A 13,841-nucleotide genomic window follows, 5' to 3' on the forward strand; every position below is an offset into this window, starting at 1 on the left:
AATGAGTTGCTTTTTTTATGTTTGAATACTAACTAATTTTAGTTATTCTCTTTTTTATCTTCTTCTTTAGAAACTTTGTTCCAAACTTTTATTTCATCTTCTGCAGTTACACCTTCAAGTATTTCTACATTTACTCCATCAGATAATCCTAATTTGATATCTTTTCTTTCAAATTTCTGTTCTCCCGTTTTAATTTCAATATATGGCTTTTCAGTTTTTCTATCAAATTGTAATAACGCTTCTTTTATAGATAAAACACTATCTCTTCTTGCTAAAACTATTTCAGCATTTGCACTATAACCCGCTCTAATAAAATGAGAATCATCTAAAGTAACATCCGCTTTAATTTTAAATTGAACTGCTCCTCCTTCATCTGTTCCTTTTGGAGCGATAAAGTTTAATACAGCTGGGAATTTTTTATCTTCAATAGCTCCTAAAGCTACTTCAATATTTGTTCCTTTAACCAACTTACCTACTTCTGATTCATCAACTTGACCTTCAAAAATCATTTTAGTCATGTCTGCAATACGAGCAATTGTTGTACCTGCATTAAAATCATTTGTTTGAGTAACCTGATATCCCTTTTTAACAGGAATTTCAACAATCATACCAGAAGTTGTAGCTCTAATACTTGTATTTGCCGCACTACCTAAACCAGAGGTTGTTCCTTTTTTGATGATATCCATATCAGATCTTGCGTTCGATAAAGATAAGTTTGCATTGTTATAACTCAATTCAGAGTTTTCAAATGCTTGACGAGAAATTACTCCTTTTTCAAAAAGTTTTTTATTTCTATCAAATTGAACTTTTGCATTATTAAAAGATAGCCTTGCGTTTTTAACACTTCCGTTAGCTCTATTTAATGAAGCTACATTTGGTACTACTCTTACAGTTGCTATTAAATCTCCTGCTTTTACAATTGCTCCTTCTTCAACTAAAATCTTATCTACAATTCCAGCTATTTGAGGCTTAATTTCAACTTCTTCTAAAGGAACTACTTTACCAGTAGCTACACTTTTCTTAACGATAGTTGCTTTAAATGCTTTTTCTGTTTTATACTCTATTGGTGAAGCGCTATTCTTCTTTCCAAACCATATTAACACTACGATTAATGCTAACGCTATTCCGCCAAAGATGATTACTTTTTTCATTTGTTTTTATTTATATTCTTGTTAATTGACTTTTTTATTCTTCTCTTAATGCTTCAATTGGTTGTATAATTGTAGCCATGTATGCTGGTATAAATCCAATAAAAGTTCCTAATATTATTAACACTGCATAGGCTATTAATACAATTGGAATATTTACTGTTGGATTTGTTAAAATATCTGCTGAATCAATCAACATTAAAATTAACCCACCAGCAATAATACCTAATGAACCTGCTAATAATGTTAAGAAAATTGATTCTAATATAATTTGTTGACGTATTTTTATAGGTGTTGCTCCTAATGCTCTACGAATACCTATTTCTTTGGTACGTTCTTTTACCGTAATTAATAAAATATTACCAATAGCAAAAACTCCTGCAATTAATGTTGCAATACCAACAAACCATGTTAAAAACTGCATTCCAGTTAAAAACCCTGTTACTTTTGCGATTTCTTTACCTAAGTTAAACCCGTTAAAAGCGCGGCTATCATCTGGGTGAATTTTATGAATGTTTTTTAATAATCCTTTAACATCTGTTTCAACTTGCTCAATATCAAAACCTGCTTTACCAGTAACCATCATCCATTGAAATTTGTTACCCGAATTATAGACTAAACGGAAGGTACTAAACGGAATATGTATGTTGTTACCACCACCACCAATTCTACCTGGTTTATAAACACCTACGACTTTATAACCGATATTGTTTACTTTTAAATAAGTACCTAAAACCTCTTCTTCTTTATCGTATAATTGTTCATAAACATCATCACTAATAACACAAACTTTTTTGTTTTCGTTGATATCATTTTGATTGATAAAACGACCTTCAATTAAGTTTTTCTTTTGAACTTTATCTAACAAAGGATAATCTCCAAAAATAGTAAGATTTGCCGTTCTTATCCCTTTAACAACTAAACCACCCGTAGCATTTCTTGGTACTACAAATTCTATTCCTTCAATTTCTGATTTAATTTTTTCAACATCATCTATTGTCAACTGAATTTGTCTTCCTTCCTGAAAACCTTTAAAAGCTTTTGATGTTCTACCACCCGCCATAAAAACACTATTGGTTGCAAAATCACCAAACATGCTGTTAAAACCGTTTTCAATTCCTTTGGCGGCTCCTAATAATCCTACAAGAAGTAGAATCCCCCAAAAAGCTCCAAAAATTGTAATTGCAGTTCTGGTTTTATTTTTACGAATACTTTCGTAAATTTCTTGCCATACATCTTTATCAAATAGAAATTTCATAATTAATCTGCTCTTAAAGCTACTATTGGTTTAATTTGTGCTGCTCTTTTTGCTGGTAAATACCCTGCAATAACTCCTGCTAATATCAATGTTATAGTAGCTCCTACTACAACTGGTTTTGATACTCCTGGGTTTAAAATAAAATACTTTTCTAAACTTGGTCCAACGAGTTCTAAAATACCTACTCCAATTACCAATCCTAAATATCCTGCTAAAGCGGTTATTAAAATTGATTCTAACATAATCATTGTTATAATAGAACTTGGTTTAGCTCCTATGGCTTTTCTAATTCCTAATTCCTTAGTACGTTCTTTTACAACGTATACCATAATATTACTAATACCTACCACTCCTGCAATTAAAGTTCCTAAACCAATTATCAATATCAAAATACCTAAACCAACCATCATACTTGATACTTGTTTATTATCTGATGCATAATTGTTTACTCTAATTCCTCTTTGATCGTTTGGATCTATTTCGTGTTTCTTTTTTAATTCACGAAGCATTTGACTTCCAAATGCAATAGCTTCATCAATACTTAATTTAGGATCGTATGTTAATCCAAAATCACCTATATGGTCGTTATTTCCATAAATTTGTTGCATTGTGGTAAATGGTGTGTAAATGTATCGTTCATCGCTATCACCTCCTGGATCAGAAAAAACACCGATAACTTTATACATAATTCCGCCAATGTTTAACTGCTTACCAAAAGCACTTAATTGACCGAATAAATCTTTTTCAACCATACGCCCAATAACAATAACTTTAGATCTTTCTTTTAAATCTCTAAAATTTAAAAAACGTCCTTCTGTTATTTCTGCAGATTCTAAAATATCATATTCAGGATATACGCCTCTAATTGTATAATTGTCTTCTTCTGTTTTATATACAACTTTTGATCCTCTTTGGATACGCGGACTAATCATTTGAATTTTATCAGAGTACTTTTCTTTTAAAAATTCAAAATCATCATTTTTAAATTGAACTTTTCTTCCTACCTGATGCCCTTTATAAGCTTTAGTAGTTCTGTTTGAACTAATATAAATTGAATTTGTTGCATCTGATGCAAACTGTTCTTTAAACGTATTTTGAAGTCCGTTACCAATACCAAAAAGTAAGGTAAATAATAAAATAGCAAAGGAAACCGTAAAACCTGACAATATAGATCGTAGTTTATTTTTGCTAATGCTTTGAAAAATTTCTCTCCAAGTATCTAAATCAAACATAATTATATTGCTTTAGCATTGGTATACTCGTCACTAATAATAACACCATCTTTTAAACGAACAATTCTATTGGTTTGCTCTGCGACTTCTTCTTCGTGCGTAATTACAAAAACGGTCATTCCTTCATCATTAATTTCTTGTAACAAATCCATAACAGAATCTGTTGTAGAAGAATCTAATGCTCCTGTTGGCTCATCGGCTAATACCACTTTTGGCTTGGTTGCTAATGCTCTTGCAATCGCTACACGTTGTTTTTGACCACCCGAAAGTTCATTTGGTAAATGATGTGCCCAATCTTTTAACCCTACTTTTTCAAGGTAATTTAAAGCAATTTCTAAACGTTCTTTTCTTGCAACACCTTTATAATATAATGGCAAAGCAACATTTTCTAACGCCGTTTTGTATGATATTAAGTTAAATGATTGAAAAATGAATCCTAAGAATTTATTACGTAAGATGGCAGCTTTTTTCTCATTTAAATTTTCAATTAACTCTCCATTTAAATAATACTTTCCCTCATCATGAGTATCTAATAAACCTACAATATTTAATAAGGTAGATTTTCCAGAACCTGATGATCCCATAATCGATACAAATTCACCTTCCTTTATATGTAAATCTAATCCTTTTAAAACATGAAGTGAGTCTTTTCCTATTGGATAAGATTTGTGTAGGTTTTCTATTTTAATCATAGTATTGGTTAATTTTTATATCAAAATAAATATTGATTTTTTCTTGAAATCTTTATTTACTTTCTTACTAGACGCTTCTTGTTTGATAATGTTACACTAATTATCTATATTTTTGTTTTAATTTTAATTAAACTACTTAAATGATTGATTTACCTAAGGATAAGCAACTTATTTTATTTGACGGAATTTGTAATTTTTGTAATAAATCGATATTAATGATTATTAAACACGATACTGAAAACAAGTTTGTTTTTGCGTCTTTACAATCTGATATAGGTAAAGAAATTATAGCAAATTTAGCTATTGATACTTTAAAAATTGATTCTATTATTTTATATAAACCAGGTATTGCTTATTATATAAAATCAACTGCGGCTATAAAAATTATGAATCAGTTTAATGGGTTATGGAAAACATCTTATCTTTTGTGGATTTTCCCAGAAGTTATCAGAAATGTTGTATATGATTTTATTGCTAAAAATCGTTATAAATGGTTTGGTAAAAAAGATATGTGCTCAGTACCATCAAAAGAAATACGAGAAAAATTTTTATAAAAAAAGTCTACCTTAAAATTGGTAGACTTTTTTTCTTTTTCTATGTTTATGCTTGCAATTCTCCCTTAAATTATAAACTGGTAATATTGTTTGTAATTAATTATTAAAATAAATTTTTGAGGCTCCAATACCTACTAAAGAAGTATAAACTTCTGACTTTGTATTTAAATCATGAACTTTAAATTTAGATAAAGTTGTAGTTGTAGAAAACTCGTAACTAACAGTAAAAAGATTATTATCTCTAACATTCATTCCATAAATACCTCCTACATCTATACCTTCGGTTGCTAAAACTGTAGCACTTTCATCAATTGTATATACTTTACTATCTGCTCCTTTATAATAATATACTTTTCCATTTTGGTATGTCATAAGAGCAGCGCTTTCCATTGAAGGAAATTCTAATTTCTTAGAAATAGTATTACTTGATAAATCAATAAAAGAAATAGCAGATGCTGTTTTATCAACAACATTCCAATCTGCATCATAAGTTGTATTACCTTCCGATAAAACAATTAAATTACCTGCATTGTCAAAAACCATTTCATCTGGATTATCACCAACAGTAATCGTTGAAATACTATTATTAGCATTTAAATCTACTACAGAAACAATATTGTTTGAACCATAAGCTCCTTTATGTGAAATGTATAATTTATTGTTCTTATTTAATATTTGTTCTGGACCAATAGCTACATCTATTTTAGAATCAACTTCTAATGTGTTTAAATTAATAACTGTTACATAATCATCATCTATATCATCTCCCCATTTTGTTTCTCCCCAATTCGTAACATATCCTTTTCCATTAACAATTGTCATGTATCTAGGATTTTTTAAGTCAGTAGTAATTTGCCCTTTTTTCTCAAAAGTATATCTATCTGCAACTACAATTGTATTCACATCATTTAAAATAATATAAGCATCTGTATCTGTAAACGTAATTGATTGTATTAAACCTCCTAATAAAGATCCATTTTTACCTGCGTAAATAAAATTTTGAGATTCAGTTAATTCATTGTTTATATAAGAAATTGAACCATCTTTATCATTAAAAACACCCTCTGCGCTAATTATAATTCCTTTGGTGTATTCGTCTTTTAGTACTTCTACTATCTTTTCATTATCAGAACAAGAAGTAATAAGTATACTAACTAAAAAAAGTTGTAAAATTAATTTTGTAATTTTCATTTTGTTTAAAATTTGTAATTTATATTGATGTTAAAGTTTGTACCAGGCATAGGGCGTAAATTTGAAAAATAATACACTTTGTTAAATATATTATTTACGGTTAGTCCTAATATTGGAAGTTTTGTTGTTTTTGTTGATAAATTATAGTTAAAGCCTATATTTTGTACACTAAGCGCATCTAAAGAGTAAAAATTTAAATTTGTTTCGTTCGTATATGTTTTACTTTGGTATAAACCTTGTAAAAAAATAGTTGCTTTTTTATATGTATAATTAGTTGTAAAATTTAATAAGTGCGAAGGAGCGTATGGTAATATTTTAGACGTTTCTTTATTTGTTGCTTTTGTATAAGTGTAATTAGATGAAATATTAAGAGTATGTTCTCCTATTTTTTTTTGATAACTGATAAATGATTCTACACCTTTATTTATTACGTCACTTACATTTTTTGGTATCCATAAATTGCTACCTCCTGCTGGTAACCACAAAATTTTATCATTTGTATGTATATAAAATGCTGTTGACTTTAATACTACGTTTTTATTTTTATATGAAATACCTATTTCTCCCTGAAGTGAATTTTCTGGTTTTAAATTTAAATTACCTACAATAGGCCAATAACTCTCATTATAAGTAGGTGTTCTATAATTTGTAGAAAAATTACTTAAAACAGTAAATTTTGGAGATACTTTATATTCGCTTCCGATAAATATTGAAGTTGGCACATTAAAATCAGAGTTTAATTCTTTTCTTACTTGTAAGTTTGTAAGTAACTTTTCAAACGGTTTATATTTTATATTTCCTATAAAAGCTACTGAATTTCTTTTTTTAGTAGTTATTTGAGAGTTACTACCTGTTATATTTTCAAAAGTTGTTTTATAATTAAAAGATATTATGTTAGAAGGTTTGTAGGTTAATGAATAATTAGCGTGGATGGTTTTAGATTTCCCAAAGCTAAAATCGTTAGCATTTTTATTATCATAATATCGATACTCTTGTGTTAAATAGGCAATATTTATTAGTTGTTTAAATTGTGATGAATAACTATAATTCCACTGTAATAAATTACGTTGATTAAAATCTTCATTTCTTTCACTACCTGCTGATGGATTAGGTAATCCGTCTGAAAATAAACGATTACCATAATAGCCAGTTGTGTAAAAGGCTAATGTGTTTTTTGAACTAAATTTATGAGCTATATTAAAACTAACACCATAATTTTTATAAGTTCCGTTTTCGTTTTTTAATAAATTACCATTAGTATCTTTATATCTATCGTCAATAAAAGTATAATCATTATCAGAATAATTAACTGTAGAAGCTAATTTTACACTCCATTTTTCATCTCCAAAAGAGCTTTTAAAAAAATTAGACGTTGTATTGTAACTTCCGAAAGAAGAAAATAAATGGAACTTTTTATGCTTTTTAAAATTTAACTCATCATTTAAACGAACTGTTCCACCAATAGCTCCCGAACCAAATTCGGTACTATTTCCTCCACTTTGAACAATTATATTATCACTAATATTGGCTGATAAAGAATTAAAATCTGTTTGTCCGCTACCAATTGCATTAATCGGTATCCCATTCCATAACACTAATGTATTAGAAGCTGAAGTTCCTCTAAATCTAGCTGTACTAACTCCTCCATTACCATAATCTCTAAATGAAATAGGGCTATTGTAACGTAAAAGATTTGTAAAATTAATTGGATTTTTAACTACTTGTTTTTCATCAATTGTAATTGACTCTGCACCAATACGTTTTCCAATTGTTCTTATTTTTCCGTTTACAATAACTTCTTTAAGTTTATTGACAGAAATTGTGTCTTTTTGAGAAAAAAGAGTATTAACAAAAAATAACAAGAAGATACTTAATATTGTTTTCATAAATATATTAAACCTTTATCCCGAAAGTTTGAATTATTTAAAATCTAGGCAGGTCTCCTGGCTTGCGTCTTGTAATTGGTCTTCCCATTTAAAATAAACAGTGACTTAAAGAGTAATTACAAGCTTAATAGCTTACAGTTGCGGGAACAGCTTCGGTATTTAACCGAATTCCCTTTTAATTTGATGCTATGTTGTTAAACATCAAAACCTAAAATTTTGCGCAAATGTATGGTATTTTTTTAATTATTTAATACCAACAAATCATTATAATTAGAAAACTTATTTTTAAGTTTTTCTGATACTTTAAACGAATTAGGATGAATCATAGCCGATAAACACTCAATACCATCAACCAAAGTACTTGCTGATGATTGTGTAAACATAGCAAAATCAGCAATATATACTTCACCATTTTTTACAGCTCTTAACGAATTCCATTCTGGTTTTTCTTCTAAAAAACGCATATCTTCCATCGTTCTTTCAATTCCGTAACCACAAGGAGCAATAATTAATATCTCTGGATCGTATTTTACAATTTTATCCCAAGAAATAACAATACTATCTCCTGATGGATGCGATAATAAATCAACTCCTCCAGCATACCCAATTTGATGCGGAATCCAATGTCCACAGTTAAATAAAGGATCTATCCATTCTAAAAGCATCACACTTTTTGATTGCAATCTGTTTGCGCGTTGTGTATCAACTATTTTATAAATTCTTTCTTTTAATTGGTTTACGTAATTAATACCTATTGCTTCTTTGTTCATCGCTTTCGCAATTGTTAAAGCATTGTCAAAAACATCTTCTAAAGAATTTGGAGTAATCGAAATTAACTCGGGAGTTTTAGCCAATTTATAGGCCGATTTAGCAACCGACTCTGTATCTATCTGGCAAACATCACATACATCTTGCGTAAAAATAATATCAGGTGCAATATTCTCTAAAGCTGGCTCATCTACATAATACAACGTACCGCCTTCGGACTTTGTTTTAGAGAAAATAGTATTAATTTCTTCGCTCGTTAAAGTTTGTCCTTCTAATTTGTAACGTACAGCAACTTGTTTTTCATCAAGTGCAATTGCAGGACATTCAAAGGTAATACCCTCTAAATATTCTTGTAATCCCATATCGTAAATCATTTGGGTTACTGCTGGCATAAACGAGGAAACTTTCATATAAAAAATATTTTAAGCCGCTAAAATACATAGTTCTCTAGTATTATTATCTTTTTCTAAAAAATCTTTCTAATCTTTGTTGCCAAATTATTTCTTCATTATGATGTATTATATAAGTGGCGGAGAGCGTTCGGGTAAAAGTAGTTACGCTCAAAAATTAGCAGAATCTTTGTCTGAAACTCCTTTTTACTTGGCTACTTCAAGAATTTGGGATGCTGATTTTAAAAAGCGTGTAGACAGACATGTTTCTGATAGAGATGAACGCTGGACCACTATTGAAGAAGAAAAAAACATTAGTACTGTAATTGATAAAAATACAACGGTGGTGGTTGATTGCGTTACTTTATGGTTAACCAATTTTTATGTAGATACTAAAAATGATGTACAGCAAAGTTTAAAATTAGCGAAAGAAGAAATTGATAAACTACTTAAAATTGATGCTACAATCATTATAATTTCTAACGAAATAGGAATGGGTTTACATGCTGATACTGAAATTGGACGAAAATTTACTGAGCTACAAGGTTGGGTAAATCAATACATTGCTAAAAAAGCAAATAAGGCTACTTTTATGGTATCTGGATTACCTTTAACTTTAAAATAAAAACATGTATTCTACTAGTATATTACCAGTTTCTGCAACCATAAAAAAAGCACTACAAGATAAAATAGATTTTAAAACGAAACCAATCGGCTCTTTAGGAGCTTTAGAAACGATTGCTTTACAAGTTGGGCAAATTCAAAACACCCTTACCCCTATTTTAAAGAAACCTAGTATTGTTGTTTTTGCAGGAGATCATGGAATTGTAAAATCAAAATCTGTAAGTCCTTATCCGCAAGAAGTAACACAACAAATGGTGTTAAATTTTTTGAATAACGGAGCTGCTATTAACGTGTTTTGTAATCAAAATAATATTGACTTAACTATTGTTGACGCTGGTGTAAATGCTGATTTTGATTCAAATCCGAACCTAATAAATGTTAAAATTTCAAAAGGAACTAAAGATTATAGTATTGAAAAAGCAATGACAACTGAAGAGTGTTTATCTGCTTTAACAAAAGGAAAACAAATAGTACAACAGTTATATAAAAACGGAACAAATACCATTGGTTTTGGTGAAATGGGTATTGGTAATACATCTTCTGCCGCTTTATTAATGAGTTATTTTACCAATACGCCAATTGAAGGTTGTGTTGGTAAAGGAACAGGCTTAAATGATGATGGTGTTACTAAAAAAGGACAAATTCTTAGAGGTGTATTAGATTTACATGAAAAAAACATTAAAAACCCGAAGGATGCTTTAGCTACTTTTGGTGGTTTTGAAATTGTAATGATGTGCGGAGCCATGTTAGAAGCTGCATCTTTAAAAATGACCATTTTAATTGATGGTTTTATTGTTACTGCCGCTTTATTAGCTGCTCAAGCCATTAATAAAAACATTGTAGATTATTGCTTATTCTGCCATACTTCTGGTGAGCAAGGCCATGAACAAATGTTGTCTTTTTTAAATGCAAAACCATTATTAAATATTGGATTACGTTTAGGTGAAGGAACTGGTAGTGCCATTGCTTTTCCGATAGTACAAGCAGCTGTAAATTTTTTAAATGAAATGGCTACTTTTAAAAGTGCAAATGTATCTGAAGCTTAATTTTATGAAAAATCAAATCCATTATTTTTTAACTGCTGTTTTATTTTTTACTCGAATTCCGTGTCCTAAATGGGTAAATCATTCTCCTGAAATATTAAATAAAAGTAGTCGTTATTTTTCTTTAGTTGGTATTTTAGTAGGTAGTATTGCTGCACTCGTTTTTTACGGTGCTTCTTTTGTAGTTAGCCCAATAATTGCAATTATTTTTAGCTGTATTGCCTCTATTTGGACAACCGGTGCTTTTCATGAGGATGGTTTTGCAGATGTTTGCGACGGATTTGGAGGTGGATGGACGAAAGAGAAAATCTTAATTATCATGAAAGATTCTAGACTCGGAACTTACGGAGTTGTGGGATTAATTTCAATTTTATCCTTAAAAATAGTAGGCTTATACGAATTAAATAATAATGTAAAAAACATTCCTTTAATACTTATTTCTGGACATGCAATTAGCCGGTTTGTGGCTACTGTTTTATTATACACGCAAGAATATGTTAGAGATATTGATACTGCTAAAGTAAAACCTACAACACAAAAAATGAGTACAAAAGCGCTTGTTATTTCGGGTTTCTTCGGATTAGCGCCTTTGTTCTTTTTTAAAGATATTAGAATATTTGCAGTTTTAATTCCTTTATTTTTTACTTACTTATATATGTCTCGCTTATTTAAAAAATGGATTGGCGGGCAAACGGGTGATTGTGCTGGTGCATTACAGCAAGTTGCCGAAGTTGTATTTTATTTATCAATACTTGTGATATGGAAATTATTTTAGTTAGACATACAACACCAAATATTGAAAAAGGTATTTGCTATGGGCAAGCCGATATTGGTGTTATCGATACTTTTTTAGAAGAAATACAGCCTATTTTAAAAGAGGTTATAGTAAACGATTCTGAAACTGTTTATTATTCGAGTCCCTTACAACGCTGTAAATTATTAGCAGAAAAACTTTCTGACACTGTTATTTTTGATGACCGTTTAAAAGAACTCAATTTTGGTGACTGGGAGCTTCAAAAATGGGATGATATAAACAAAACTGAACTTGATGTTTGGATGCAAGATTTTGTGAATGTTGCTGCTACAAACGGGGAGTCTTATATTGATTTACACGCTAGATCTGTTAAGTTTTTAGAAGAAATTAAAACCTTAAACAAAAAACGCGTTGTAATAGTTACTCATGCAGGAATTATTAGAAGTTTATGGTCATACATTAATAAAAGTGCTTTAGAAAACTCTTTTGATTTAAAACTTAATTACGGACATATTATAAAATTTACCTTATAACAATAATCATGAAACATTTATTATCCTTAATAATTTTTTCTTTATTTTTCACTCAATGTAAAAAATCAGAAAAAAAAGAAAACTTAGCTATAAAAACCTCTTCATATACTATAAAATATGCCAAAGGTTTTGATATTATTTATGAAAACAATCAAAAAAAATTAATCATTAAAAAAGTGTTTCAAAACTCTAAAAAGCAGTTTAAATTTACACTTACCAATAAAACAAATATTACTGAAAACGAAATTAAAGTTCCGGTAAATAAATTAGTGGTTACCAGCACTACACACATACCAATGTTAGAGCTATTAAATAGCGAAGATAAATTAGTTGGTTTTCCACATTCAAAATACATTTCATCAGAAAAAACAAGAAAAAGAATTGACGAAGGTCATGTTACTGAACTTGGTACAGAGCAGAGCATGAACACTGAAAAATTGATGGACTTACAACCCGAATTGGTTGTTGGTTTTTCATTACACCCAAATAGTAAATTGTATGAAAACATTAAAAAAACAGGAATTCCTGTTATTTTTAACGGCGAATGGTTAGAAGAAACTCCTTTAGGTAGAGCAGAATGGATTAAGTTTTTTGGAGTACTTCTTAATAAAGAAAAAGAAGCTGACAGTATTTTTAAAACAATAGAAAGTAGCTATTTAAAAGCCAAAGAAACAGCTAAGAAAAACGCTAACTCCCCAACAATTTTATCTGGTAGTATGTTTAAGGATGTTTGGAGCGTACCTGGAGGTAAAAGTTTTATTGCTACTTTTTTTAAAGATGCACATTTAAATTATTTATGGAAAGAAACAAAAGGTACTGGTAGTTTACAATTAAGTTTTGAAAGTATTTTAGACAAAGGTAAAAATGCTGATTACTGGATTGGTTGTGGACTTTATGAAACTAAAGAGCAATTAATAAAAGCTAATAAACATTACAACGAATTTGATGCTTTGCACAACAAAAAAGTATATACTATTGGAACAAAAAAAGGAAAAACTGGCGGACTTATTTATTTTGAATTAGCACCAATAAGACCCGATTTAGTATTAAAAGATATGATAAAAATTACTAACCCAGATTTATTACCTAATTACGAATTAACCTTTTATGAAAAAATGAAATAGGACTGTTATTTGTTTTCTACAATAGTTCGAAAAGTTAAATTAATTCGTGGTCGGTGTATTTTTTTTGTGGGTGGTAAACGATGTAACCAATGCTTTTGTGTTTCGTCTTTCATCACCAATAATGAACCATGTTCTAATACTTTATAAACCGTTTCTTTGGTTTCTTTATGTTTAAAACCAAACTTACGTTCGGCACCTAAACTTAAAGATGCAATGGCTCCTTGTTCTTTTAAATCTCGTTCACCATCACTATGCCAAGCCATTCCTTCAGATCCGTCGTGGTATAAATTTAACAAGCAAGAATTGTAGGTTTCGTTTGTTTGTTTTTCTACCAATTCTTTTAATTCTAACAATTCATTCGTAAAAAGTAATGCCCTTTTAGTACTGTTTGAATAAGAATAATCAAAAGAACTTTCTGCATACCAAGCAACCTTTCTTTTGGTAAATATTTGTTTTCCAAATATAATAGCTTCATCATTTTTCCATTCTATGCTATTTAAAAGAGTATTATAATAAGTATCAGCTTTTAATCTTGATAAAACTATTCCATAGTAATTTACAGTTCCATCTTTGGGAAGTAAGTTTTGAGGAAAATCATTAAATTGTGAGAATAAATCCATCGATTATAAAAATAAAAAACTCCCG

At 29.5% G+C, this 13,841-nt stretch carries 14 protein-coding genes and 1 riboswitch; of the genes, 6 read left to right on the plus strand and 8 right to left on the minus strand.

Annotation, left to right across the window (positions count from 1 at the left end; all coding sequences use genetic code 11):
* Window positions 1-38 precede the first annotated feature (38 nt).
* Genes N2251_RS07155 through N2251_RS07170 form a run of 4 tightly spaced genes read right to left on the minus strand, consistent with a single transcriptional unit; the run spans window position 39 to window position 4,330 of the window.
* Window positions 39-1,151, minus strand: a complete 1,113-nt coding sequence (locus N2251_RS07155; protein WP_260586062.1) for an efflux RND transporter periplasmic adaptor subunit — start codon at window positions 1,149-1,151, stop codon at window positions 39-41.
* A gap of 34 nt (window positions 1,152-1,185) precedes the next feature.
* On the minus strand, window positions 1,186-2,406 hold the full coding sequence (locus N2251_RS07160) for an ABC transporter permease (RefSeq protein WP_260586063.1): 1,221 nt from the start codon (window positions 2,404-2,406) through the stop codon (window positions 1,186-1,188).
* A gap of 2 nt (window positions 2,407-2,408) precedes the next feature.
* Complete coding sequence (locus N2251_RS07165) at window positions 2,409-3,638, minus strand: ABC transporter permease (protein ID WP_260586064.1); 1,230 nt, start codon at window positions 3,636-3,638, stop codon at window positions 2,409-2,411.
* 2 nt (window positions 3,639-3,640) lie between these two features.
* Entirely contained in the window at window positions 3,641-4,330 is a 690-nt protein-coding gene (locus tag N2251_RS07170; RefSeq protein WP_260586065.1) for an ABC transporter ATP-binding protein, read from the minus strand.
* A gap of 140 nt (window positions 4,331-4,470) precedes the next feature.
* Between N2251_RS07170 and N2251_RS07175 the strand changes: the two genes are divergently transcribed.
* Window positions 4,471-4,884 (plus strand): thiol-disulfide oxidoreductase DCC family protein, encoded by a 414-nt coding sequence (locus N2251_RS07175; protein WP_260586066.1) that lies wholly within the window; start codon window positions 4,471-4,473, stop codon window positions 4,882-4,884.
* A gap of 96 nt (window positions 4,885-4,980) precedes the next feature.
* Here N2251_RS07175 and N2251_RS07180 read toward each other — a convergent pair whose 3' ends face one another.
* The 3 genes from N2251_RS07180 to N2251_RS07190 form a co-directional block, all read right to left on the minus strand.
* Window positions 4,981-6,075, minus strand: a complete 1,095-nt coding sequence (locus N2251_RS07180; protein WP_260586067.1) for a YncE family protein — start codon at window positions 6,073-6,075, stop codon at window positions 4,981-4,983.
* Between the two features lie 5 nt (window positions 6,076-6,080).
* Complete coding sequence (locus N2251_RS07185) at window positions 6,081-7,961, minus strand: TonB-dependent receptor plug domain-containing protein (RefSeq protein ID WP_260586068.1); 1,881 nt, start codon at window positions 7,959-7,961, stop codon at window positions 6,081-6,083.
* Window positions 7,962-7,991: 30 nt separating this feature from the next.
* Window positions 7,992-8,188, minus strand: a riboswitch (cobalamin riboswitch).
* 12 nt (window positions 8,189-8,200) lie between these two features.
* Window positions 8,201-9,139 carry an ABC transporter substrate-binding protein gene (locus N2251_RS07190; protein ID WP_260586069.1) on the minus strand — a complete coding sequence of 313 codons (939 nt, stop codon included), beginning with the start codon at window positions 9,137-9,139 and terminating at the stop codon, window positions 8,201-8,203.
* Between the two features lie 100 nt (window positions 9,140-9,239).
* Between N2251_RS07190 and N2251_RS07195 the strand changes: the two genes are divergently transcribed.
* The 5 genes from N2251_RS07195 to N2251_RS07215 are packed head-to-tail and all read left to right on the plus strand — an operon-like array spanning window position 9,240 to window position 13,196.
* Window positions 9,240-9,743: a bifunctional adenosylcobinamide kinase/adenosylcobinamide-phosphate guanylyltransferase gene (locus N2251_RS07195; protein ID WP_260586070.1), complete on the plus strand. Its 504-nt coding sequence runs from the start codon at window positions 9,240-9,242 to the stop codon at window positions 9,741-9,743.
* A 4-nt stretch (window positions 9,744-9,747) separates the two neighbouring features.
* A complete protein-coding gene (gene cobT, locus N2251_RS07200) occupies window positions 9,748-10,788 on the plus strand; it encodes a nicotinate-nucleotide--dimethylbenzimidazole phosphoribosyltransferase (protein WP_260586071.1) in 1,041 nt (346 codons plus the stop codon).
* A gap of 4 nt (window positions 10,789-10,792) precedes the next feature.
* On the plus strand, window positions 10,793-11,560 hold the full coding sequence (locus N2251_RS07205) for an adenosylcobinamide-GDP ribazoletransferase (protein ID WP_260586072.1): 768 nt from the start codon (window positions 10,793-10,795) through the stop codon (window positions 11,558-11,560).
* On the plus strand, window positions 11,545-12,072 hold the full coding sequence (gene cobC, locus N2251_RS07210) for an alpha-ribazole phosphatase (protein WP_260586073.1): 528 nt from the start codon (window positions 11,545-11,547) through the stop codon (window positions 12,070-12,072). The genes N2251_RS07205 and cobC overlap by 16 nt, the downstream gene beginning before the upstream one ends.
* An 8-nt stretch (window positions 12,073-12,080) precedes the next feature.
* Entirely contained in the window at window positions 12,081-13,196 is a 1,116-nt protein-coding gene (locus tag N2251_RS07215; RefSeq protein ID WP_260586074.1) for an ABC transporter substrate-binding protein, read from the plus strand.
* A gap of 5 nt (window positions 13,197-13,201) precedes the next feature.
* On the opposite strand, the gene N2251_RS07220 is transcribed toward N2251_RS07215, so the two are convergent.
* Window positions 13,202-13,816 (minus strand): alpha-ketoglutarate-dependent dioxygenase AlkB family protein, encoded by a 615-nt coding sequence (locus tag N2251_RS07220; protein WP_260586075.1) that lies wholly within the window; start codon window positions 13,814-13,816, stop codon window positions 13,202-13,204.
* Window positions 13,817-13,841 lie beyond the last annotated feature (25 nt).

Origin of the sequence: Tenacibaculum haliotis, from assembly GCF_025215075.1 — a bacterium.
GTDB lineage: Bacteria > Bacteroidota > Bacteroidia > Flavobacteriales > Flavobacteriaceae > Polaribacter > Polaribacter haliotis_B.

Coding starts and splice junctions, on each gene's coding strand:
- N2251_RS07190 (WP_260586069.1), bottom strand. CDS start 9,139: ATGAAAGTTTCCTCGTTTATGCCAGCAGTAACCCAAATGATTTACGAT.
- cobC (WP_260586073.1), top strand. CDS start 11,545: ATGGAAATTATTTTAGTTAGACATACAACACCAAATATTGAAAAAGGT.
- N2251_RS07160 (WP_260586063.1), bottom strand. CDS start 2,406: ATGAAATTTCTATTTGATAAAGATGTATGGCAAGAAATTTACGAAAGT.
- N2251_RS07220 (WP_260586075.1), bottom strand. CDS start 13,816: ATGGATTTATTCTCACAATTTAATGATTTTCCTCAAAACTTACTTCCC.
- N2251_RS07155 (WP_260586062.1), bottom strand. CDS start 1,151: ATGAAAAAAGTAATCATCTTTGGCGGAATAGCGTTAGCATTAATCGTA.
- N2251_RS07215 (WP_260586074.1), top strand. CDS start 12,081: ATGAAACATTTATTATCCTTAATAATTTTTTCTTTATTTTTCACTCAA.
- N2251_RS07180 (WP_260586067.1), bottom strand. CDS start 6,075: ATGAAAATTACAAAATTAATTTTACAACTTTTTTTAGTTAGTATACTT.
- cobT (WP_260586071.1), top strand. CDS start 9,748: ATGTATTCTACTAGTATATTACCAGTTTCTGCAACCATAAAAAAAGCA.
- N2251_RS07185 (WP_260586068.1), bottom strand. CDS start 7,961: ATGAAAACAATATTAAGTATCTTCTTGTTATTTTTTGTTAATACTCTT.
- N2251_RS07170 (WP_260586065.1), bottom strand. CDS start 4,330: ATGATTAAAATAGAAAACCTACACAAATCTTATCCAATAGGAAAAGAC.
- N2251_RS07175 (WP_260586066.1), top strand. CDS start 4,471: ATGATTGATTTACCTAAGGATAAGCAACTTATTTTATTTGACGGAATT.
- N2251_RS07165 (WP_260586064.1), bottom strand. CDS start 3,638: ATGTTTGATTTAGATACTTGGAGAGAAATTTTTCAAAGCATTAGCAAA.
- N2251_RS07205 (WP_260586072.1), top strand. CDS start 10,793: ATGAAAAATCAAATCCATTATTTTTTAACTGCTGTTTTATTTTTTACT.
- N2251_RS07195 (WP_260586070.1), top strand. CDS start 9,240: ATGATGTATTATATAAGTGGCGGAGAGCGTTCGGGTAAAAGTAGTTAC.